Origin of the sequence: Streptomyces sp. NPDC015130 (assembly GCF_043080005.1) — a bacterium.
Lineage (GTDB): Bacteria > Actinomycetota > Actinomycetes > Streptomycetales > Streptomycetaceae > Streptomyces.
In genome coordinates, this window is record NZ_JBIBVC010000001.1 from 637,368 (window position 1) to 658,528 (window position 21,161).

Below are 21,161 nucleotides of genomic sequence, written 5' to 3' on the forward strand. Positions count from 1 at the left end.
AGGTACGGCGATGTCGGCGATCCGGCTGCTCGTCCTGGGTGCGGTGAAGATGCACGGCCGCGCCCACGGCTACCAGGTGCGCAACGACCTGGAGTTCTGGGGCGCGCACGAATGGTCCAACGCCAAGCCCGGCTCGATCTACCACGCGCTCAAGCAGATGGCGAAGCAGGGACTGCTGCACGCCCACGAGATCGCACCGAGCGCGGTCGGCGGGCCGCCGCGCGTCGAGTACGAGCTGACGCAGCAGGGCGCCGAGGAGTACTTCGCGCTGCTCCGCGAGTCCCTGACCACGTACGACCAGAAGATGGACGTCCTGTCGGCGGCCATCGGCTTCATCGTGGACCTCCCGAGGGAGGAGGCGGCCGAGCTGCTGCGGCGGCGGGTGCGGGCGCTCGACGAGTGGCGGGCCGCGGTCACCGATTACTACACGCCGGAGGGTGGCCCGGGGCAGCTCGGGCACATCGGCGAGATCATGCACATGTGGATCCACTCGGCGGACGCGGGCAAGGAGTGGACGCTCGGCCTGATCGAGCGGATCGAGGGCGGGGCGTACGTGTTCGCGGGGGAGGGCGAGCCCTTCGTGGGCGTGCTCGCCGAGGGCGAGGAGAACCCGTTCGCGACGGGTCCGGGCCCCGCCGGCCCGGAAGCCGTCGACTGAATCACTCCGACTCTCCATCGCCACATCCCTTCGCTAATCAAGCTTGACTAGGCGCCCGTGAGGGCATACCTTCCACCGTCGGCGGCAAGTGGTCAAATTTGATTACGGCTTTTTCGGGAGGAATCGAAATGGACAGGGAAGCGATCCTCGTGGAGGGCGCACGGAAGCGGTACGGCGAGAAGGACGCCCTCGCCGGCCTCGACCTGACGGTCGGCCGCGGCACCGTCCACGGCCTGCTGGGCCCCAACGGCGCGGGAAAGACCACGACCGTACGGATCCTGGCCACGCTCCTGCGCCACGACGAGGGCCTGGTGCGGGTCGCGGGCCACGACGTGCGGACCGAGGCGCGGGAGGTGCGCCGGCGCATCGGGCTGCTCGGGCAGCACGCCGCCCTCGACGAGGAGCTGGGCGGCCGGCAGAACCTGGAGATGTTCGGCAGGCTCCACCACCTGGGCGCGCGGGGCGCCGGGGCACGGGCGGACGAGCTCCTGGAGCGCTTCGGCCTCGACGACACCGGCCGCAAGCCCGTCAAGCAGTACAGCGGCGGCATGCGACGCCGGCTCGACCTGGCCGCCTCGCTGATCGTCGAACCCGAGGTGCTCTTCCTGGACGAGCCGACGACCGGGCTCGACCCGCGCGGCCGGGGCGAGGTGTGGGAATCGGTGCGCTCCCTGGTCGGCGGGGGCACGACGGTCCTGCTCACGACGCAGTACCTGGAGGAGGCCGACCGGCTCGCCGACCGGATCTCGGTCGTCGACCGCGGGCGGGTCGTCGCCGACGGCACGGCCGACGAGCTCAAGGCACGGGTCGGTGCCGACCGCATCGACGTGGTCGTACGGGACGCGGCACGGCTCGACGAGGCGGCCGGGCTGCTGCCGGCGGCGCGGGCGGAGGTGACCGTGGACGCCGACCGGCGGCTGCTCAGCGCGCCGGTGGCGGACCGGATGGCCTCGCTCACCGAGACCGTCCGGGTGCTCGGGGAGGCGGGGATCGAGGCGGAGGACATCGCGCTGCGGAGGCCGACGCTGGACGAGGCCTTCCTGCGGCTGACGGACGGGGAGACCGGGCGGGACGCCCTGTTCGAGACGGAGGCCGTGGCATGAGCGCCGCGTACGTGGTGAGCGACTGCTGGACGATGACCCGCCGCGAGCTGGCCCACTGGGCGCGGCAGCCCGTGCAGGTCCTGGTCGGGCTCGTGTTCCCGGTGATGATGCTGCTGATGTTCGGCTATCTCGTCGGCGGCGGACGGACCGTCGACGGCGACTACGTCGACTACCTGGTGCCCGGGATGCTCACGCTGACCATGGTCTTCGGGCTCGAAGGCACCATGACGGCGGTGACGCAGGACCTCAACAAGGGCGTGATCGACCGGTTCCGGGCGATGCCGATGACCGACGGGGCCGTCCTGGTCGGTCGGGCCGCCGCCGACATGCTCCAGTCGACCGCCGGACTGCTCGTGATGGTGAGCGTGGGGTACGCGATCGGCTGGCGGGCGAACGGCGGGGCCGGGAGCTTCCTGGGGGCGCTGGGGCTGCTGCTCCTGCTGCGTTTCGCGATGCTGTGGATCGGGATCTTCCTCGCCCTGGTCGCGGGCCGGGCGGAGCTGGTGCAGGCGGTGCAGATCCTGGTCTGGCCCGTCGGCTTCCTCTCCAACGCCTTCGCCTCGCCGGAGTCGATGCCGGGCTGGCTCGGCACGGTCGTGGAGTGGAACCCGATGTCGGCGACCGCGACGGCGGCGCGCGAGCTCTTCGGCAATCCGGGCGGCGAACCGGGGCACGTCATGGCGGCGGTGGTGTGGCCGCTGGTGCTGCTCGCGGTCTTCTTCCCGCTGGCGGTGCGGAGGTTCGGGCGGCTCGGGAAGTAGTCGCGCGGAGGTGGGAACCCGAAGGCGGTGAGCGGTGTATTGAAAGCAGTGGTTCACCGCGAACCGCCCGAGGGGCAAGGGGGATCGAGCGATGCGCAGGCCCGTGGGAGCGGCCGGCGCCGTCGTGGCGCTGGTGTTGGTGGTGTTGACGGGGTGTACGGCCCCGGGCGGATCGGGAGGTCCGGGAGGTCCGGGCGGTGGTCAGGGAAGTCCGGGCGGCGGTCCGGGTGGCTCGGGGGCGTCCTCCCCGGGCCCGGCGGGGGTGTTCGGGGCGGCGCCCCGGCTGCCCTCGTCGCCGGGGCTGCCCGGCTGGCCGTACGGCCTGGGGTTCGCGCGGGACGGCAGCGGGTTCGTCCTGCTCTCCGAGTGCGACGGCGACCGGGGGACGCCGGAGGGAGGGTCCTGCCGGCAGCACGTGGCGGTGCGGGACGCGGGGGCGAAGGAGTGGGTGCTGCGGCCGTCGCCGCTGCCCGAGACACCGGCGACGGCGGGGGTCTCGGCGAATCTGCTGGTCCTCGGGCCGGGCCGGGCGCTGGTCGAGGACGGCGGGGCCGGGCCGGAGTCCAGGACCTGGTTCACGAGGGACGGGGGCAGGAGCTGGCGGGCGGGCGACCGGCGGGCGGTCGGCACGACCCCGGAGATACCGGCCGGAGCGGTGCTGACCACCGACTGCCCGCCGCCGGCCGGGACCTCGCCGGACGACTGCGAGCGGACGCGGGTCGTCGTGGTCTCCCCGCAGGACGGGCGGCGCAGGGCGCTGGCCCGGGCGCCGCTGCTCGGGGCGCACCCGCGGCCGGCGGAGCAGCCGGAGCCCGACGGGTCCTGGTGGATCTCGGGGACGGATCCGCTCTCGGGGCGGGCGGCGGTCGCCGTCTCCCGGGACGCGGGCCGGAGCTGGTCGGTGAGCCGGCTGCCGAGCCCCGCCACGGGGCCCGGGTGGTTCACGGCGGTGGCGGTCGGCCAGGACGCGGTGTACGCCGCGGAGATGGGCGAACTGACGGGCGGTGAGCCCGTCAAGAACCCGATGCGGGCCCTGCACCGCTCCGTGGACGGCGGCCGGACGTGGCAGCGGATGTGGACGACGGGGCCGGAGCGGGAGCCCCGGACGCTGCTGGGGCTGCCGGTCCCCGGCCCCGGTGGCCGGGTGGAGCTCGGCGGGGAGATGTCGGGGTACGGGAGCCGGGACGGCGGGCGTACCTTCGCCCGGCTCGACGACGGTGCGCACTTCACCCGCCACACCCCGCTGGGACTGCTGCGGGAGTCGGCCCCCTGTCAGTACGCGCTGACGGCGGACGGGGTGCGGTGGTCGGAGTTCCGGCTGGCCTGCGAGGGCGAGGGGTCCTGAGGGTGAGGAGCCCTGAGGGGGCGGGGTTTCGTGGCCGGGTCAGTGGTGGAAGGAGGTGGCCGCGCCCTTGTCGTGGGTGAACGGGCCGGACTGGCGCCGCAGTTCGGGCAGCAACCGGCCCAGGTCCTCGATGAGCAGCTCCGCGAGGTCGGCCGAGAAGCCGTTGCGGCAGACCACGCGCAGGACGGACAGGTCCTCGCGGTTGGCGGGGAAGGTGTAGGCGGGGACCAGCCAGCCCTGTTCGCGCAGCCGCCGGGAGACGTCGAAGACGTCGAAGGAGGTGACGTCGGGCGCGGTGGTGAAGGCGAAGACGGGCAGCTGGTTGCCGCGGGTGAGGAGCCGGAAGTCGCCCATGGCCTCGACGCGTTCGGCGAGGCCCCGGGCGACGTCCCGGGAGGTCTGCTGCACCGCCCGGTAGCCCTCCCGGCCGAGCCTCAGGAAGGTGTAGTACTGCGCGACGACCTGGGCGCCCGGCCGGGAGAAGTTGAGGGCGAAGGTGGGCATGTCGCCGCCCAGGTAGTTGACCCGGAAGACGAGTTCCTCGGGGAGTTCGGCGGGCGAGCGCCACAGCGCCCAGCCGACGCCCGGGTAGACCAGTCCGTACTTGTGACCGGAGGTGTTGATCGAGGAGACGCGGGGGAGACGGAAGTCCCAGACGACGTCCTCGTCGAGGAAGGGGGCGACCATGGCGCCTGAGGCGCCGTCGACGTGGACGGGGATGTCGAGGCCGGTGCGTTCCTGGAGGGCGTCCAGGGCGGCGCAGATCTCGGCGACCGGCTCGTAGGAGCCGTCGAAGGTGGAGCCGAGGACGGCGACGACGCCGATGGTGTTCTCGTCGCAGAGCGCGGCGGCGGTCTCGGCATCGAGGTGGAAGCGGTCGCCCTCCATGGGGACCAGCCGGGGCTCGACCTCCCAGAACTCGCAGAACTTCTCCCAGCAGACCTGGACGTTGACGCCCATCACCAGGTTGGGGCGGGCGCTCGCCGGGTAGCGGTCGGCGTTCCGCTTCGCCCAGCGGCGCTTGAGGGCCAGGCCGGCGAGCATGCAGGCCTCGCTGGAGCCGGTGGTGGAGCAGCCGACGGCCGCGCCCGGGTCCGGGGCGTTCCACAGGTGGGCGAGCATGGCGACGCAGCGGCGCTCCAGTTCGGCGGTGCGCGGGTACTCGTCCTTGTCGATCATGTTCTTGTCGCGGCACTCGCTCATCAGGACACCGGCCTGGGGCTCCATCCAGGTGGTGACGAAGGTGGCGAGGTTGAGCCGGGAGTTGCCGTCGAGCATCAGCTCGTCGTGGACGAGCTGGTAGGCGCTCATCGGGGGCAGCGGCCCGTCGGGCATGTGGTGGCGCGGTGGGGCCTCGGCCATTCCGCCGATCGGGTCGGCCTCCCCGTAGAAGGGGTTGAGGGCGAGCCGGCGCTCGTGCTCGTGCGAGGAGGCGTCGGGACCCTTGTGCAGCGGCATGGGGGACTCCTTCTGTCCGGTGGGGGCACGCGTGGGTGGGGTGCGGGGGCCTGGGGGTTCAGTGGTTCAGTGCAGGGACTTGCCCTCGTGGTCGAGTTCGAGCTGGGGGCGGCCGGTGACGATCAGCCAGGCCGGGAGGGAGGCGACGCAGAGGAGGGCGATGACCGGTGGGGAAGAGGCGAGGGCGGCGCCGACGAAGAGGCTGATCCAGCCCTGCCGGGTGGTGGCGAGCAGGACGCCGAGTACGGCGCAGGAGACCGCGACGGCGGGTTGGACCTCGGGGACCAGCGCCTGGGCGAGCAGCCCGAAGGCGGAGCCGATGAAGACGGCGGGGAAGATGCGGCCGCCCCGGAAGCCGCAGGAGGCGGCGACGAGGAGGGCGACGAGTTTGACGACGGCGAGCTTGGCGAGTTCGCCGGAGGACCAGCTGCCGACGTCGGCGGCGAGCTCCTTGGTCTCGGACAGCCCCTTGAAGAGGGTCAGCTCCCCGCCGAGGGCGCCCAGGAGGCCGAGCAGCAGCCCGCCCAGCGGCAGCATCACCATGGGGTGCCGCAGCCGCCGGAAGGCCGCGTGGACGTAGGGGAAGAGGTAGCAGGCGGCGAGGCCGAAGAGCGCGCCGGCGGGGGCGATGACCAGGGCGGCCAGGAGGTCGGTCCAGCCGGGGTCGGTCAGCGGCGGCAGCCCGATCGCGAAGCTGGGCTCGGCGAGCAGCTCGGTGGTCAGCGCCCCGGCTCCGGCGGCGACGAGCGGGGCGAAGATGCGGTCCCAGAGGGAGCCGCGGCCCGGCTGCTGCGAGGCCAGGGCCTCGGAGAGGACGAGGGCGGCGGCCACCGGCGTGCCGAAGAGGGCGCCGATGGTGGCGGACGAGGCCAGGACGACCCAGGCCGCCCCCGGAAGCGCGGGCGCGAGCCTGTGGCCGATCCAGTAGGTGAGGGCGATGTTGGCGGCGATGATCGGGTTCTCGGGGCCGAGGCTGACACCGCCGGCCAGCCCGAGCGCGCTCGCGAGCAGCAGGCCGGGCACCACGGCCGGGGCGAGCGGCGCGCCCCCGAGGCCCTCGGAGGCCGGGTCGGGTCCGGCGTGTCCCGGCACCTTCCACACGACGAGGCCCACGGCGATGCCGGTCGCCGTGAGCATGGTGATGATCCAGAGGGAGGAGTACCGGCCGATGCCGAGCGCGTCCGGCAGGTCGCCCCAGAGCACGTCCTGGAACTCCTCGGAGACGTACTCGATCCCCAGGAACATGAGGCTCGCCACCACACCGACCACGAGCGCGGGCAGGATCTGGGGCAGCAGCACGTGAAGCTGCGTCTCCGCGGGGGAGGGTGACGGCGCGGGCGGAGAATGATCAGAGGCCACCGGCCCACCATAAGTGAGCAAATGCCGCACAACATCCCGAAATCGGGGCGAGGCGGATCCGTACGAACGTGCTGCCCGGGCCCACGGACGGCCGTGGACCCGGGCAGCACCCGGCCTCGTACTCCCGTCGCGTACGGGAGTCAGACGCGTGGGGCGATCACCACGGCCGTCCCGTAGGCGCACACTTCCGTGCCCACGTCGGCCGCCTCCGTCACGTCGAAGCGGAACATCAGCACGGCGTTCGCGCCGCGCGCCTTCGCCTGCTCCACCAGGCGTTCCATCGCCTGGTTCCGGGTCTGCACCAGGGTCTTCGTCAGACCCTTCAGCTCACCGCCGATCATCGACTTCAGCCCCGCGCCGATCTGGCTGCCCAGATGGCGCGAGCGCACGGTGAGCCCGAAGACCTCACCGATGACCTGTCTGATCTCGAAGCCCGGCACGTCGTTCGTCGTCACGACCAGCACGTCCGGCTGCGGACCCTGGCCGCCTCCGTACTCCTCGATGCCCATCGGCATACACCTCCTGGCCCCCCACCCTCGGGCCCGGTGCCCCGCTCCGCATCCCGTGGGGGCCGGGTGGAACCGGGCGGGTCCCGTCGGCGTTGATAGCTTGGGGCCAGCCGTCCCCCACGCCCCCACCGACCGCAGGAGCCCGGAACCCGTGAACACGCTTGCCCTCGGACCGAGCTGGCTGGACCCGGACTATCTGATTCAGACCTTTGGTCCGATCGGTGTCCTGGCCATCGTCTTCGCCGAGTCCGGACTCCTCATCGGGTTCTTCCTGCCCGGTGACTCGCTCCTCTTCACCACCGGCCTGCTGATCACCACCGGCAAGCTCGACATGCCGCTGTGGCTGATGTGCACGCTGATCGTGGCCGCGGCCGTCATCGGCGACCAGGTCGGATACCTCTTCGGGCGCAAGGTCGGACCGGCCCTCTTCAAGCGCCCGGACTCGAAGCTCTTCAAGCAGGAGAACGTCGAGAAGGCGCACGAGTTCTTCGAGAAGCACGGCCCGAAGTCGCTGATCCTGGCCCGCTTCGTCCCCATCGTCCGGACGTTCACGCCGATCATCGCCGGTGTCAGCCGGATGAACTACCGCCTGTTCATCACGTTCAACATCATCGGCGGCGTGCTCTGGGGCGCGGGCGTGACCATCCTCGGCGCCTCCCTCGGCAAGATCGACTTCGTGCACCAGCACATCGAGGCGATCCTCGTCGGCATCGTGCTGCTCTCCGTGATCCCGATCGTGATCGAGTACCTCAAGGCCCGCTCCCAGTCGAAGAAGGCCAAGGCCGCGGCCGAGCACGGCGACCACGGCGACCACGGGACCCACGGCGGGCACGACGCCCCCGGCACCCCGAACCCCCCGGGCTCCCGCGGCCGCCACGCCAAGCGCTGACCCCCGCGCACAGCCCCCGAGTCCGTCCCGAGGCCCCCTCGGGACGGACTCGGTCTTTCCAGGGCGTGTTGCGAAAGTCCCGCCTGCCCGACGGGTCCCTTCGGGCGGCCGGCGCTACTTTCGCAACACGCTTTAGAAGCCCCTGGTGCGCTTCGCGGCCCTGCGGGCCGCCGCCGCGCCGGGAGCCTGCATGAAGAGGCGCGCCAGCTCGCTTCCCAGGTTCACCCCGATCGCGATCGCCAGGGCCAGGGCCGCCGCCTTCGCCAGCGAGGCGAAGCCCTGGTCCAGGTTGTTCTGGGCGATCGCGAGCACCCCGAAGTACGTCGCCGAACCGGGCAGCAGCGGACCGATCGCCGCCGTCACGTACGGCAGCGACGAGGTGTGGTGGTACCGGGCGATCAGCTGCCCGAAGAGCCCCACCAGACCGGCCGCCACGGCCGTCGCCATGACCGTCGAGCCTTCCGCCGTCACCGCGATCGACGCGTAGATCACCCACGCCACCCCGCCGTTCAGCGTCGCGAAGAGCACCGTCGACCGCGACTGCTGCAGCAGGATCGCGAAGGTCGCGCACAGCACCATCGACGCCAGGATCTGCGTCACCGGCCGCTCCACCGCCCGCAGCGCCCCCTCGGGGTTCAGCTGAGCGTCGAACTGCACGGCGACGTACAGCACGGACAGCACGCCCACCACGATCGCGACGAAGAAGTACGCGACCTCCAGGAGCCGGGCCGAGGCCGTGATGTAGAAACCGGTCAGACCGTCCTGCACGGCCGCCACCAGGGCCCGCCCCGGAATCAGCGCGAACAGGCCACCGGTGATCACCGCCGAGGGGCGCAGGTCCGCGTGGAGCAGCGTCAGGAGCACCCCCATCGCCGCCGGCGGCATCGCCGCCATCAGGAACTGGTAGAACTCCGGCAGCCCGCGGCCCGCGCACAGCCAGGCCAGCCGGTCGCCGAGCACCGCGCCCAGCGCCGCCACGAAGAAGACCGTCGGACCGCCGCCGAGCAGCACCGAGGCCGCGCCCGCCAGCACCCCCGCCGCCGCGGTGAGGACCCACCCCGGATACGGGTGCCGGTTGCGACGGATCTCCGCGAGCCTGCGGTACGCCTCCTCGGGCGTCACCTCGTGCGCCTGCGCGTTGATGTCCGCGAGCAGCGTGTACACCGCCGCGAGCCGCGTGTAGTCCGTGCCCCGCCGCCGCACCGTCCGGTTCGCCGTGACCGGGTCGTCCACGAGCGAGGGCTGGTACGTGACGGAGAGCAGGGTGAAGGTGACCGTCGGCTCGACGCGGTCCAGACCGTACGAGCGGCAGATCGCGAACATGGCCGCCTCGACGTCCTCCGCGCCCTCCCCGCCCGCGAGCAGCAGCTCGCCGATGCGCAGGGTCAGGTCGAGGACGCGCGGCACCGAAGGACCGGACTCGTCCTCCTTCGTGGGCGCCTCCGGCACCGGTCGCTCGTGCACCGGCAGCCGCAGCATGGTCCGCATCCGGTCCTGCCAGGGCGCGTCCTGCGAGAGCCGCACCAGGGGCACCCCGTACGCCGGGGTGAACACCGGCGGCGAGGTCTTCGCCGAGTAGGTGGCGGGTGTCGCGAAGGCCGAACCCTCCTGCTCCGGCGGCGGCTCCGGGGCCAGTCCGGGCGGCAGGGAGAACTCGGAGGTCGGATGCTCCTCCTCGGGAGGTGCGGGCTGCTCCACCCCGGCCGGCGGGACGAACGCGCTCCGTGCCTCGTCCGACTGAGGCTTCCGGTCCTCCGGAGCCTCCTCGGGGCCCTCCGGCTCCGCCACCACTCTCTCCGCCTCATCCCCAGGGAATCGTGGATTCCAGTATGAAGGTCCGAAGGTACGACGGTGCGACGGACGTGCGAAAGGCGGCACACCCGGAGGGGTGCACCGCCTGTCGCACGATCAGAAGATCAGCCCGTCGGGGCCGTCGGGGCGAGGGGGCTCAGTGGCCGCCCTGCTCCTTGGCGCGCGCGTAGGACTTCTCGATCTCTTCCTCGGCCTCGGCGCGACCGACCCAGTCGGCGCCCTCGACCGACTTGCCCGGCTCCAGGTCCTTGTAGACCTCGAAGAAGTGCTGGATCTCCAGGCGGTCGAACTCCGCCACGTGGTGGATGTCCCGCAGGTGCTCCATGCGCGGGTCGGTGGCCGGGACGCACAGCAGCTTGTCGTCGCCGCCCGCCTCGTCCGTCATGCGGAACATGCCGATGGCGCGGCACTTGATCAGGCAGCCCGGGAACGTCGGCTCGTCGAGGATGACGAGCGCGTCCAGCGGGTCGCCGTCCTCACCGAGGGTGTTCTCGACGTAGCCGTAGTCGGTCGGGTAGGCCGTCGACGTGAAGAGGCGACGGTCCAGACGGATGCGACCGGTCTCGTGGTCGACCTCGTACTTGTTCCGCGATCCCTTGGGGATCTCGATGAGAACGTCGAACTCCACGGGTGGCTCCTCCTGAATCAACACAAGTGAATGCTCGCGACGGCGCGCGGTGATTAAGTGTCCCTCACGGACGACCGTGATCGCGAAAGGGGCTGGTCAGCAATGCCCGAGCCGAGGCTGTGGCAGCTCACGGCGGGCTCCGCCGCCCTCGGACTGGCCCTGGCCGCCGTAGCGGTGACCGCGGCGGGCCCGTGGGACTCGGGTCAGCGTACGGCCGAGCGGGCCCGCGCCGCCGCCCCCGCGGCGGGTGGCGCACATCACGCCCCGCCCGCGGCCACCGCCGCACCCCGCCGGCCCGTCCCCCACCGCCCCGCACCCGCCCCCAGCGCCGCCGGCGTCCTGCCCGCGCTCCACGCCCCCGCCGCCGCCACCGGAGGCCCCGCGACCCGCCCGGCGGACCTCGCCGCCACCCTCGTACCCCTCCTCGCCGACCCCGGCCTCGGCCCGCTCCGCACGGCCTCCGTCGTCGACACCGCCACCGGCACCCAGCTGTACGGCGAGGGCGCCGGCACCCCCATGACGCCCGCCTCCACCGTCAAGATCGCCACCGTCGCCGCCGCGCTCTCCGCCCTCGGCCCCGACCACCGCATCCCCACCACCGTCACCGCCTCCGCCGACGGCCGCACCGTCACCCTCACGGGCGGCGGCGACCCCACCCTCGACCCGGCCCGCCTGAAGCGCCTCGCCGACGACACCGCCCGCGCCCTCAGGACCCGCGGCCACGCCTCCGTACGGCTCGCCTACGACACGAGCCTCTACGAGGGCCCCGAGATCCACCCCATCGGACCCAACGAGAACCTCGCCCCCGTCACCGCCCTCATGACCCGCGAAGGACGCCGCGACGCGAGCACCTCCGGCCGCGCGCCCCGCACCGACGACCCGGCCGGTGACACCGCCGACGCCTTCGCCGCCCTCCTCGCCGACGCCGGCGTCAAGGTCACCGGAACACCGGTGAAGGCCCCCGGCCGCCCCGCCGAAGCCAAGGCCCTGGCCGACGCCGAGCCCGTGCCCAAGACGAAGACCGACCCCAAGGCCAAGACCGACCCCAAGGCGAAGGCGACCACCCCCGGCGCGGCCGCCACCCCCGGCGCGGCCGCCACCCCCGGCGCGGCCGCCACCCCCGGCGCCTCCGCCCCGCAGGCCGCCGCCCCCCTTGCCCGTACGTACTCCGCCCCCCTCGCCGACCTCGCCGAGCGCACCCTCACCCTCAGCGACAACGACCTCGCCGAGGCGCTCGCCCGGCAGACCGCGCTCGCCCACGACCGCCCCGCCAGCTTCGAAGGAGCCGGTCAGGCCGTACGGGACGAACTCGCCGGACTCGACCTCCCGCTCGCCGGCGCCCGCTTCGCCGACGGCAGCGGACTCGACCGCCGCGACCGCGTCTCCGCCACCCTCCTCACCGCCCTCCTCACCCGCGCGGCCGACCCCGCGCACCCCACCCTCCGCCCCGTCCTCACCGGCCTGCCCGTCAGCGGCTTCACCGGCACCCTCGCCACCCGCTTCGACACCGCGCCCGCCACCGCCGGCGCCGGACTCGTCCGCGCCAAGACCGGCACCCTCACGGGTGTCAACACCCTCGCCGGCACCGTCGTCACCGCCGACGGACGACTCCTCGCCTTCGCTTTCCTCGCCGGCCGCACCTCCTCCCCGTACGAGGCCCAGCCCGCCCTCGACCGACTCTCCGCCGCCCTCGCCCGCTAGACACGCTCCTCGCGCCCGCACTCGACGTCCGACCCGCACCGAACCTGCACCGATCGGGCGTCGAGACCGTACGGTTGACACATGACGAGCATCGGTGGCGCAGGCACATCCGGGATGGTCGACTGGAACCTCGCGGTCGCGACCGCGACCCGCCTCGTGAGGCCCGGACCCGAAGTCGGCCGCGACGAGGCCCGCGAGGTCGTCGCCGAACTCCGCAAGCACGCCAAAGCCTCCGAACGGCACGTCCGGGCCTACACCCGGATGCTCCCCGAAGGCGCCGACGTCCACGACACGCCCGTCCTCGTCGTCGACCGCACCGGCTGGATCAAGGCCAACGTCGCCGGCTTCCGCGAACTCCTCACCCCGCTCCTCGGCAAGATGCAGGAACGCCGCTCGACCACCCCCGGAAACGCCGTCCTCGGCGCCGTCGGCGGCAAGGTCACCGGCGTCGAGCTCGGCATGCTCCTGTCCTTCCTCGCCTCCCGCATCCTCGGCCAGTACGAGACCTTCGCCCCCGCCACCCGCGAACTCCCCGCCGGCGAGAACGGCGGCGGACGACTCCTCCTCGTCGCGCCCAACATCGTCCACGTCGAACGCGAACTTGACGTCTCGCCCCACGACTTCCGGCTCTGGGTCTGCCTCCACGAGGAGACCCACCGCACCCAGTTCACCGCCGTCCCCTGGCTCCGCGACCACCTCCAGGGCGAGATCCAGTCCTTCCTCGCCGCCACCGAGGTCGACCCCGGCACCTTCGTCGAACGCCTCCGCGAAGCCGCCCAGTCCCTCGCCGGCGGCCGCCCCGAAGGGGAAGCGGGCGAACCCGCCCCCTCCCTCGTCGAGATCGTCCAGACCCCCGAACAGCGCGAGATCCTCGGCCGCCTCACCGCCGTCATGTCCCTGCTCGAAGGCCACGCCGACTACGTCATGGACGGCGTCGGCCCCGAGGTCGTCCCCTCCGTCGCCGAGATCCGCGAGAAGTTCCAGCAGCGCCGCGCCCGCGGCGCGTCCCGCCTCGACCTCGCCCTGCGCAAGCTCCTCGGCCTCGACGCCAAACTCCGCCAGTACCGCGACGGCGAGCGCTTCGTCCGCGCCGTCGTCGACCAGGTCGGCATGGACGGCTTCAACCGCGTGTGGACCTCCCCCAACACACTCCCCACCAAGTCCGAGATCGCCGCCCCCGCCGACTGGATCGCGAGGGTGCACCGTAAGGCAGACTCCTGAGACAGGTGCGCCGGACGGCGCAGTGACACGGGAGAACAACCCGCCAATCACCCATCCGAGGGACCCTGGGCATGGGGTGAGGCGTGCAATGCTCGGGTAACGGCCGGGTTTCTGTCACCATCGACGCACTCTGAGTGACCGAACCCCCCTTTCCGACCGTTAAGACTCCGACCGAGGCACCCCACCCCATCACGAAGGGCACCGGACATGGGTCCCCATCCTGCGGTCGCGGCGATACGCCTGGCGGTCCGCCGCGTACTCCACGACGTCCTCACCGACCACACCACCGACCCCGCCGGCACGGCCGAGCCGCTCGTCCTCGTCGCCTGCTCCGGAGGCGCCGACTCCATGGCGCTCGCCTCCGCGCTCGCCTTCGAGACCCGCAAGCTCCCCGTGCGCGCCGGCGGCATCACCGTCGACCACGGCCTCCAGGACGGCTCCGACACCCGGGCCGACGAGGTCGCCGGACGCATGACCGCACTCGGCCTCACCCCCGTCGAGGCCGTCACCGTCACCGTCGGCCGCGAAGGCGGACCCGAGGCCGCCGCCCGCGACGCGCGCTACGCGGCCCTCGACGCCGCCGCCGAGCGCCACGGCGCCGCCGCGATCCTGCTCGGCCACACCCGCGACGACCAGGCGGAGACCGTCCTCCTCGGCCTCGCCCGCGGCTCCGGAATCCGCTCCCTCTCCGGCATGGCCGCCGTCTCCGGCGCCGCCGGCCGCTACCGCCGGCCCTTCCTCCAGCTCGACCGCCAGACCGTCCGCAAGGCCTGCATCGCGCAGGAGCTCGCCGTCTGGGACGACCCCCACAACAGCGACCCCGCCTACACCCGCTCCCGCCTCCGCCACGAAGGCCTCCCCGCCCTCGAGAAGGCCCTCGGCAAGGGCGTCGTCGAAGCCCTCGCCCGGACGGCCCAGCTCTCCCGGGACGACGCCGACGCCCTCGACACCTGGGCCGCCGACGCCGAGACCGCCGTACGCGACGAGGAGGGCGCCCTCGAGTGCGCCAAGCTCTTCGGCCTGCCCCCCGCCGTACGCCGCCGTGTCCTGCGCCGCGCCGTCATCGCCGAGGGCGCCCCCGCCGGCTCCCTCTTCGCCCGCCACATCGAGGAAGTCGACCGGCTCATCACCGGCTGGCGCGGTCAGGGCGCCATCAACCTGCCCGGTCGCGTCGAAGCCCGCCGCCAGGGTGGCAGACTTGTCATCCGGCAAGGCTGACGCACGCTGCAACGAAAGTGACCCGGGTGAACGAGAAGGACATGGGCACCGACCTCCAGTCGGTGCTCATCACCAAGGAAGAGATCGACGCCAAGCTGGCAGAGCTGGCCGCGAAGATCGACGCGGAATACGCGGGCAAGGACCTGCTCATCGTCGGTGTCCTCAAGGGCGCGGTGATGGTGATGGCGGACCTGGCTCGCGCCCTGTCCACCCCCGTCACCATGGACTGGATGGCCGTCTCCTCCTACGGCGCCGGCACCCAGTCCTCCGGGGTCGTCCGGATCCTCAAGGACCTCGACACCGACATCAAGGGCAAGCACGTCCTGATCGTCGAGGACATCATCGACTCCGGCCTGACCCTGTCCTGGCTGCTGTCGAACCTCGGCTCCCGTGAGCCCGCCTCCCTGGAGGTCTGCACCCTCCTGCGGAAGCCCGAGGCCGCCAAGGTCGCCATCGACGTCAAGTGGATCGGCTTCGACATCCCCAACGAGTTCGTCGTCGGCTACGGCCTGGACTACGCGGAGAAGTACCGCAACCTCCCGTTCGTCGGCACGCTCGCCCCGCACGTCTACGGCGGCTGAACACCCGGCCGGACGGGGAACCCGCACCGCCTTCCCCCCGTTGAACCATGGGAAGGCGGTCGCGGGCGACGATGCTGAGGTACCGTCCGAAGAACAGCTTTTTCACACAGCAGCTCTCACAGCAGCATTTTCCTACGGGCAGGAGGGACGGGGCGTTCTCGCTCCGTATGGATGGACGTGAAGCGATACTTCCGTGGGCCGGTCATGTGGATCGTGCTGGCCGTCCTCGCCGTGGTCGTGCTGATGCAGGTCGTCGGCTCGTCCGAGGGCTACAAGACGGTGGACACCGGCAAGGTCGTCCAGGCGATCGACAAGAACCAGGTCAAGCAGGCAAAGGTCACCACCGGTGACGAGCAGATCATCAAGATCGAGCTCGTCGACGGTCAGAAGATCGACAACAGCAGCAAGGTCCAGGCCAGCTACATCGGCTCCCAGGGCGTCGACGTCGCGGACAAGCTGCAGGAGAAGTTCGAGGCCGGGCAGATCGAGAAGGGCTACACCGTCTCCCCGACGAAGCAGTCGCCCTTCGTCTCGATCCTGCTCTCGCTCCTCCCCTTCGTCCTCATCGTGGTCGTCTTCCTCTTCCTGATGAACCAGATGCAGGGCGGCGGCTCCCGCGTCATGCAGTTCGGCAAGTCCAAGGCGAAGCTCATCACCAAGGACACGCCGAAGACCACCTTCGCCGACGTCGCAGGCTCGGACGAGGCCGTCGAGGAACTCCACGAGATCAAGGAGTTCCTCCAGGAGCCCGCGAAGTTCCAGGCCGTCGGCGCCAAGATCCCGAAGGGCGTCCTGCTCTACGGCCCGCCCGGAACCGGCAAGACGCTCCTCGCGCGCGCCGTCGCCGGCGAGGCCGGGGTGCCGTTCTACTCGATCTCCGGCTCCGACTTCGTCGAGATGTTCGTCGGTGTCGGCGCCTCCCGCGTCCGCGACCTCTTCGAGCAGGCCAAGGCCAACGCGCCCGCCATCGTCTTCGTCGACGAGATCGACGCCGTCGGACGCCACCGCGGCGCCGGCCTCGGCGGCGGTCACGACGAGCGCGAGCAGACCCTCAACCAGCTGCTCGTCGAGATGGACGGCTTCGACGTCAAGGGCGGCGTCATCCTGATCGCCGCCACGAACCGTCCCGACATCCTCGACCCCGCCCTCCTGCGCCCCGGCCGCTTCGACCGGCAGATCGCCGTCGACCGCCCGGACATGCAGGGCCGTCTGGAGATCCTCAAGGTCCACCAGAAGGGCAAGCCGGTCGCGCCGGACGTCGACCTCGGCGCCGTCGCCCGCCGCACCCCCGGCTTCACCGGTGCGGACCTCTCCAACGTCCTCAACGAGGCGGCGCTCCTCACCGCCCGCAGCGACCAGAAGCTGATCGACAACAAGGCTCTGGACGAGGCGATCGACCGAGTGGTCGCGGGCCCGCAGAAGCGGACCCGGATCATGTCGGACAAGGAGAAGAAGATCACCGCGTACCACGAGGGCGGTCACGCCCTGGTCGCGGCGGCCTCGCCGAACTCCGACCCGGTCCACAAGATCACCATCCTGTCCCGCGGCCGTGCCCTGGGCTACACGATGGTGCTCCCGGAAGAGGACAAGTACTCGACCACGCGCAACGAGATGCTCGACCAGCTGGCCTACATGCTGGGCGGGCGCGCGGCCGAGGAGCTCGTCTTCCACGACCCGACCACGGGCGCGGCGAACGACATCGAGAAGGCCACCGCCACGGCCCGCGCGATGGTCACGCAGTACGGCATGACCGAGCGTCTCGGCGCCATCAAGTTCGGCGGCGACAACACCGAGCCGTTCCTCGGCCGCGAGATGGCGCACCAGCGCGACTACTCGGAAGAGGTCGCGGCGCTGGTCGACGAAGAGGTCAAGAAGCTCATCGAGACCGCGCACAACGAGGCCTGGGAGATCCTGGTCGAGAACCGCGACATCCTCGACAACCTGGTCCTCGCGCTGCTGGAGAAGGAGACGCTGGGCAAGGAGGAGATCGCCGAGATCTTCGCCCCCATCGTCAAGCGCCCGGCCCGCCCGGCCTGGACCGGCTCCTCCCGCCGTACGCCCTCCACGCGCCCGCCGGTCCTCTCCCCCAAGGAGCTGGCCCTGACGAACAGCGCGAACGGCACGGCCACCCCCGCGGTCGACACCACGAAGGGCATCGACATCGCCCCGGTGGACACCCCGGAGGACTGACCGTCCCGACCCGGAATGGCTGCCGCGCCCCCACAGGTTTTAGCCTGTGGGGGCGCGGCATTTCGCGCACGACAGTTCAGACGGAACGAGGCACAGAGATGACCGACCCGGTGACGCTGGACGGCGAGGGCACGATCGGCGAGTTCGACGAGAAGCGCGCCGAGAACGCCGTACGAGAGCTCCTCATCGCGGTCGGCGAGGACCCGGACCGCGAGGGCCTGCGGGAGACGCCCGCGCGCGTGGCGCGGGCGTACCAGGAGATATTCGCGGGTCTGCGGCAGCAGCCCGAGGACGTCCTGACCACCACGTTCGACCTCGGTCACGACGAGATGGTGCTGGTCAAGGACATTGAGGTGTACTCGACATGTGAGCACCACCTCGTCCCGTTCCGCGGAGTGGCCCACGTGGGGTACATCCCGTCCACGTCCGGCAAGATCACCGGCCTGTCGAAGCTGGCCCGGCTGGTCGACGTCTACGCCCGCCGCCCCCAGGTGCAGGAACGACTCACCACTCAGGTGGCGGACTCGCTCATGGAGATCCTGGAGCCGCGCGGCGTGATCGTGGTCTTCGAGTGCGAGCACATGTGCATGTCGATGCGCGGCATCCGCAAGCCGGGCGCGAAGACCATCACCTCGGCCGTCCGCGGCCAGCTGCGCGATCCTGCGACCCGCGCCGAGGCGATGAGCCTCATCATGGCGCGCTGACGCACCACGGAGACGGACGGCCTCAGGCCCGGGCCTTGCCCGGGCCTTCGCCGTTTTCGTCGTCCGGGAGTTTGCAGACGCGCTCCAGGAAGAGGGCCGCCGCGATGACGCCGATGCCCGCCACGACCGCGAGGGCCGCGTAGAGCGCCTGGTCGCGGCGGGCCGGGACGTCGAGGGAGCCGAGGAGGAAGACGCCCGTGCCGCCGTACATGCCGGCGACGAGGGCGGCCACCAGGGCGCTCGCCTGCCCGAAGACCACCGCGCGGGCCGCCATCAGGGGCTCGACGCCCTTGGCGCCGGGGCGGCGCTCGCGCTGGGCCTTGAGGCGGGCGCGGATCGAGAGGGCGGTCGCGGTGAGGACGACCGCGATCACGGCGAGGACGATCGGCGCGGCGACCGGCACGCTGGGGAGGGTGCCGACGGAGTCCCAGAGGCGGGCGGCGCCCCAGGAGAGGATGCCCGCCACGAGGAACAGTCCGGTGAGCACCTTCAGCCGCAGTTGTTTCACCGGGTGTCCTTCATGTGGTCGCGGGGCGGTCTGCCACGAGCCTAACGACTACTCGGGCAGACGGAGTTCCAGGTCGACACGGGGAGTGACGCCCTCGCTGCCGAGGGCGGCGAGCAGCTCGGCGACGGCGCCGCGGCCGGGGAGCTGGGCGGCGGGGTCCACGTCGTGCCAGGGGGCGAGGACGAAGGCGCGCTCGTGGGCACGGGGGTGCGGGAGCGTGAGGACGGGGTCCTCGGAGATCACGTCGGCGTACGTGACGATGTCGACGTCGATGGTGCGGGCGCCCCAGCGCTCCTCGCGGACGCGGTGGAAGGCCTCCTCGACGGCGTGGGCCCGCTCCAGGAGGGAGGAGGGCGGCAGCGTCGTCTTCACGAGGAGCACGGCGTTGAGGTACGAGGGCTGGGTGCCCGGCTCGACGCCCCAGGGGGCCGTCTCGTAGACGGGGGAGACGGCTTTGACCCGGAGGCCGGGGGTGTCGCCGAGCGCGTCGACGGCGCCCTGGAGGGTCTCCAGGCGGTTGCCGAGGTTGGCGCCGAGGGCGAGGACGGCCCAGCGGGGGTTGGACAGGGTCGTGTCGGCCGCGTCGACGGTGGCGACGACGGAGGCCGGTACGGGCTGGACGGTGGGGTCGCTCTGTGTCGGCTTCATCGTCGGCTCCGGGTGATCGTGATGGTCACGTCGTCGAAGGGCACGGTGATGGGGGCGTCCGGCTTGTGGACGACGACTTCCACCTCTTGTACCCCGGCGTGGCTGAGGCATTGCTGGGCGATGCGCTCGGCAAGGGTCTCGATGAGGTCGACGGGCTCGCCCTGGACGACGTCGACGACCTCCTCGGCGACGATGCCGTAGTGCACCGTCTTCGCCAGGTCGTCGTCGGCGGCCGCCGGGCGCGTGTCCAGACCGAGGACCAGGTCCACGATGAAGGTCTGGCCCTCCTCGCGCTCCTTGGGGAAGACGCCGTGGTGGCCTCGGGCCTTGAGGCCGCGCAGCGCGACACGATCCACGCGAATCACTCCTGCTGTCGTAGTTCGGGTGGCCACGCAGCCGGGTGCGGACGGCCGGGTGTCCACTTCGAATCTACCCGCGAGGACCGACAGCGCTTGCCTTCGGGGGGCCGAGGGTGGCTCAGGCCGGGGATTCCGTGCCGTTCACGCCGGGGCCTTCGGTGTCCGTGTCCTCGGTCTCCGTAAGGACGGGAGAGGCGTGGTGGGACCAGATCCTCCAGCCGTCGGGTGTGTCGCGGAACACGTTGGTCGCGACGACGAGCTGTCCGACGAGGGGGCCGAGCTCGGCCCCGTCCTCGGCCGGTGCGCCGCTGAGGATGTTCTCGGTGCAGGTGACGACGGCGGTCCCGCCGGACAGGGAGATCCTGAGGTCGGTGAGGAAGAACTGGATGTACTCCGTGTTGGCCATGATCAGGGCGTACGAGCGGAGCACCTCGCCACGGCCGGTGAGGACGGGCCAGCCGGGGTGGACGCAGCTGATGGGGGTGGCCCCGTCGTCGAGCCAGAGGGCGGAGACGGCTTCGAAGTCGCCGGTCTCCATCGCCTCGTAGAAGGCCGTGTTGGCGGCTTCGACGGCCGCCTCGTCGTCGGCGCGGCCCGTGGCTCCCCTGTCGTCGGGCCGGCTCACGCGGCTCCCTCGACGGCCCGGGCGACGCGCACGGCGTCGGCGGTGGCCCTGACCTCGTGGACGCGGACCGCCCAGGCGCCCTCGTGGGCGGCGATGGCGGAGACGGCGGCGGTGGCGGCGTCCCGCTCGCGGGCGGGGGGCGGGGTGGCGCCGTCGCGGGTGAGGACGTGGCCGAGGAAGCGCTTGCGGGAGGCGGCGACGAGGAGGGGCCGGCCGAGGGCGCGGAGCTCGGGGAGGTGGGCGACGAGGGCCAGGTCGTGGGGGGCGAGCTTGGCGAAGCCGAGGCCGGGGTCGACGACGATGCGCTCGGGGGCGATGCCGCCGGCGACGACGGCGTCCAGGCGGGTGCGGAGCTCGGTGACGACCTCGGAGACGACGTCGTCGTACACGGCGAGGTCGTTCATGCCCTGGCTGAAGCCGCGCCAGTGCATGACGACGAAGGGGACCTCGGCGGCGGCGACGGCGGGGACCATGCCGGGGTCGGCGAGTCCGCCGCTGACGTCGTTGACGAGGACGGCTCCGGCCTCGACGGCGCGGGCGGCGACGGCGGCGCGCATGGTGTCGACGGAGACGGTGACGCCTTCGGCGGCGAGTCCGCGGACGACGGGGACGACGCGGCGGAGTTCTTCCTCCTCGTCGACGCGGCTGGCGCCGGGCCGGGTGGACTCGCCGCCGACGTCGACGAGGTCGGCGCCCTGGGCGACGAGGTCGAGGCCGTGTTTGACGGCGGCCGTGGTGTCGAACCAGCGGCCGCCGTCGGAGAAGGAGTCGGGGGTCACGTTGACCACGCCCATGACCGCGCAGCGGTCCCACTCCGGCAGCCCCTGGGCAGTGCCCCGGTCGATCGTCTTCCTCATGTCTCCAGCCTAGGGCCCATGGGCTGC

The 21,161-nt window shown here is 72.0% G+C and carries 21 protein-coding genes; 11 read left to right on the plus strand and 10 right to left on the minus strand.

Going from position 1 to position 21,161, the window contains the following annotated elements; genetic code table 11:
- The first annotated feature begins 10 nt into the window (after positions 1-10).
- The 4 genes from ACF08F_RS03095 to ACF08F_RS03110 all read left to right on the plus strand — a co-directional run bounded on the left by ACF08F_RS03095 (position 11) and on the right by ACF08F_RS03110 (position 3,867).
- Complete coding sequence (locus tag ACF08F_RS03095; RefSeq protein WP_392296741.1) at positions 11-658, plus strand: PadR family transcriptional regulator; 648 nt, start codon at positions 11-13, stop codon at positions 656-658.
- A gap of 128 nt (positions 659-786) precedes the next feature.
- Positions 787-1,761 carry an ATP-binding cassette domain-containing protein gene (locus tag ACF08F_RS03100; protein WP_392296742.1) on the plus strand — a complete coding sequence of 325 codons (975 nt, stop codon included), beginning with the start codon at positions 787-789 and terminating at the stop codon, positions 1,759-1,761.
- Positions 1,758-2,522, plus strand: coding sequence for an ABC transporter permease (locus ACF08F_RS03105; protein WP_392296743.1), 765 nt, complete (start codon positions 1,758-1,760; stop codon positions 2,520-2,522). Before ACF08F_RS03100 ends, ACF08F_RS03105 begins: the two co-directional genes overlap by 4 nt.
- A gap of 262 nt (positions 2,523-2,784) precedes the next feature.
- The gene (locus ACF08F_RS03110; RefSeq protein ID WP_392296744.1) at positions 2,785-3,867 is read left to right on the plus strand and encodes a WD40/YVTN/BNR-like repeat-containing protein; all 1,083 of its coding nucleotides are present in this window, start codon (positions 2,785-2,787) and stop codon (positions 3,865-3,867) included.
- 39 nt (positions 3,868-3,906) lie between these two features.
- On the opposite strand, the gene ACF08F_RS03115 is transcribed toward ACF08F_RS03110, so the two are convergent.
- The 3 genes from ACF08F_RS03115 to ACF08F_RS03125 all read right to left on the minus strand — a co-directional run bounded on the left by ACF08F_RS03115 (position 3,907) and on the right by ACF08F_RS03125 (position 7,193).
- Positions 3,907-5,325, minus strand: a complete 1,419-nt coding sequence (locus ACF08F_RS03115) for a glutamate decarboxylase (RefSeq protein WP_392296745.1) — start codon at positions 5,323-5,325, stop codon at positions 3,907-3,909.
- A 66-nt stretch (positions 5,326-5,391) separates the two neighbouring features.
- Positions 5,392-6,684 carry an ion channel protein gene (locus ACF08F_RS03120; RefSeq protein WP_392296746.1) on the minus strand — a complete coding sequence of 431 codons (1,293 nt, stop codon included), beginning with the start codon at positions 6,682-6,684 and terminating at the stop codon, positions 5,392-5,394.
- A gap of 140 nt (positions 6,685-6,824) precedes the next feature.
- A complete protein-coding gene (locus tag ACF08F_RS03125; RefSeq protein WP_392296747.1) occupies positions 6,825-7,193 on the minus strand; it encodes a YbjQ family protein in 369 nt (122 codons plus the stop codon).
- A gap of 151 nt (positions 7,194-7,344) precedes the next feature.
- Between ACF08F_RS03125 and ACF08F_RS03130 the strand changes: the two genes are divergently transcribed.
- The gene (locus ACF08F_RS03130) at positions 7,345-8,082 is read left to right on the plus strand and encodes a DedA family protein (RefSeq protein ID WP_392296748.1); all 738 of its coding nucleotides are present in this window, start codon (positions 7,345-7,347) and stop codon (positions 8,080-8,082) included.
- Between the two features lie 132 nt (positions 8,083-8,214).
- Here the strand turns inward: ACF08F_RS03130 and ACF08F_RS03135 are convergent, their stop codons facing one another.
- Complete coding sequence (locus ACF08F_RS03135; RefSeq protein ID WP_392296749.1) at positions 8,215-9,873, minus strand: threonine/serine exporter ThrE family protein; 1,659 nt, start codon at positions 9,871-9,873, stop codon at positions 8,215-8,217.
- A 157-nt stretch (positions 9,874-10,030) separates the two neighbouring features.
- Complete coding sequence (locus ACF08F_RS03140) at positions 10,031-10,522, minus strand: inorganic diphosphatase (protein WP_024758444.1); 492 nt, start codon at positions 10,520-10,522, stop codon at positions 10,031-10,033.
- Positions 10,523-10,624: 102 nt separating this feature from the next.
- Here ACF08F_RS03140 and dacB point away from each other — a divergent pair, with 102 nt between their 5' ends.
- The 6 genes from dacB (at position 10,625) to folE (ending at position 18,137) form a co-directional block, all read left to right on the plus strand.
- The gene (dacB, locus tag ACF08F_RS03145; protein WP_392296750.1) at positions 10,625-12,223 is read left to right on the plus strand and encodes a D-alanyl-D-alanine carboxypeptidase/D-alanyl-D-alanine-endopeptidase; all 1,599 of its coding nucleotides are present in this window, start codon (positions 10,625-10,627) and stop codon (positions 12,221-12,223) included.
- 81 nt (positions 12,224-12,304) lie between these two features.
- A complete protein-coding gene (locus ACF08F_RS03150) occupies positions 12,305-13,444 on the plus strand; it encodes a zinc-dependent metalloprotease (RefSeq protein WP_392296751.1) in 1,140 nt (379 codons plus the stop codon).
- Positions 13,445-13,651: 207 nt separating this feature from the next.
- Positions 13,652-14,662 (plus strand): tRNA lysidine(34) synthetase TilS, encoded by a 1,011-nt coding sequence (gene tilS, locus ACF08F_RS03155; protein WP_392296752.1) that lies wholly within the window; start codon positions 13,652-13,654, stop codon positions 14,660-14,662.
- A 41-nt stretch (positions 14,663-14,703) separates the two neighbouring features.
- Positions 14,704-15,243, plus strand: coding sequence for a hypoxanthine phosphoribosyltransferase (gene hpt / locus ACF08F_RS03160; protein WP_030219931.1), 540 nt, complete (start codon positions 14,704-14,706; stop codon positions 15,241-15,243).
- A 171-nt stretch (positions 15,244-15,414) separates the two neighbouring features.
- Positions 15,415-17,433, plus strand: a complete 2,019-nt coding sequence (gene ftsH / locus ACF08F_RS03165; protein ID WP_392296753.1) for an ATP-dependent zinc metalloprotease FtsH — start codon at positions 15,415-15,417, stop codon at positions 17,431-17,433.
- 98 nt (positions 17,434-17,531) lie between these two features.
- Positions 17,532-18,137: a GTP cyclohydrolase I FolE gene (gene folE, locus ACF08F_RS03170; RefSeq protein WP_055642772.1), complete on the plus strand. Its 606-nt coding sequence runs from the start codon at positions 17,532-17,534 to the stop codon at positions 18,135-18,137.
- A 22-nt stretch (positions 18,138-18,159) separates the two neighbouring features.
- Here folE and ACF08F_RS03175 read toward each other — a convergent pair whose 3' ends face one another.
- From ACF08F_RS03175 to folP, 5 genes are all read right to left on the minus strand, one after another.
- Complete coding sequence (locus ACF08F_RS03175; RefSeq protein ID WP_392296754.1) at positions 18,160-18,645, minus strand: DUF3180 domain-containing protein; 486 nt, start codon at positions 18,643-18,645, stop codon at positions 18,160-18,162.
- Between the two features lie 48 nt (positions 18,646-18,693).
- On the minus strand, positions 18,694-19,293 hold the full coding sequence (gene folK, locus ACF08F_RS03180; RefSeq protein WP_392296755.1) for a 2-amino-4-hydroxy-6-hydroxymethyldihydropteridine diphosphokinase: 600 nt from the start codon (positions 19,291-19,293) through the stop codon (positions 18,694-18,696).
- Positions 19,290-19,649, minus strand: a complete 360-nt coding sequence (gene folB / locus ACF08F_RS03185) for a dihydroneopterin aldolase (protein WP_017240053.1) — start codon at positions 19,647-19,649, stop codon at positions 19,290-19,292. The genes folK and folB overlap by 4 nt, the downstream gene beginning before the upstream one ends.
- 121 nt (positions 19,650-19,770) lie before the next feature.
- Positions 19,771-20,277: a nuclear transport factor 2 family protein gene (locus tag ACF08F_RS03190; RefSeq protein ID WP_392296756.1), complete on the minus strand. Its 507-nt coding sequence runs from the start codon at positions 20,275-20,277 to the stop codon at positions 19,771-19,773.
- The gene (gene folP, locus ACF08F_RS03195; protein WP_392296757.1) at positions 20,274-21,134 is read right to left on the minus strand and encodes a dihydropteroate synthase; all 861 of its coding nucleotides are present in this window, start codon (positions 21,132-21,134) and stop codon (positions 20,274-20,276) included. The genes ACF08F_RS03190 and folP overlap by 4 nt, the downstream gene beginning before the upstream one ends.
- Positions 21,135-21,161: the final 27 nt, after the last annotated feature.

Bases quoted from the DNA above. Each gene is read 5' to 3' on its own strand.
- ACF08F_RS03095 (WP_392296741.1), top strand. From the start codon at position 11: ATGTCGGCGATCCGGCTGCTCGTCCTGGGTGCGGTGAAGATGCACGGC.
- ACF08F_RS03100 (WP_392296742.1), top strand. From the start codon at position 787: ATGGACAGGGAAGCGATCCTCGTGGAGGGCGCACGGAAGCGGTACGGC.
- ACF08F_RS03105 (WP_392296743.1), top strand. From the start codon at position 1,758: ATGAGCGCCGCGTACGTGGTGAGCGACTGCTGGACGATGACCCGCCGC.
- ACF08F_RS03115 (WP_392296745.1), bottom strand. From the start codon at position 5,325: ATGCCGCTGCACAAGGGTCCCGACGCCTCCTCGCACGAGCACGAGCGC.
- ACF08F_RS03125 (WP_392296747.1), bottom strand. From the start codon at position 7,193: ATGGGCATCGAGGAGTACGGAGGCGGCCAGGGTCCGCAGCCGGACGTG.
- dacB (WP_392296750.1), top strand. From the start codon at position 10,625: ATGCCCGAGCCGAGGCTGTGGCAGCTCACGGCGGGCTCCGCCGCCCTC.
- ACF08F_RS03150 (WP_392296751.1), top strand. From the start codon at position 12,305: ATGACGAGCATCGGTGGCGCAGGCACATCCGGGATGGTCGACTGGAAC.
- tilS (WP_392296752.1), top strand. From the start codon at position 13,652: ATGGGTCCCCATCCTGCGGTCGCGGCGATACGCCTGGCGGTCCGCCGC.
- hpt (WP_030219931.1), top strand. From the start codon at position 14,704: ATGGGCACCGACCTCCAGTCGGTGCTCATCACCAAGGAAGAGATCGAC.
- ftsH (WP_392296753.1), top strand. From the start codon at position 15,415: ATGGACGTGAAGCGATACTTCCGTGGGCCGGTCATGTGGATCGTGCTG.
- folE (WP_055642772.1), top strand. From the start codon at position 17,532: ATGACCGACCCGGTGACGCTGGACGGCGAGGGCACGATCGGCGAGTTC.
- folK (WP_392296755.1), bottom strand. From the start codon at position 19,293: ATGAAGCCGACACAGAGCGACCCCACCGTCCAGCCCGTACCGGCCTCC.
- folP (WP_392296757.1), bottom strand. From the start codon at position 21,134: ATGAGGAAGACGATCGACCGGGGCACTGCCCAGGGGCTGCCGGAGTGG.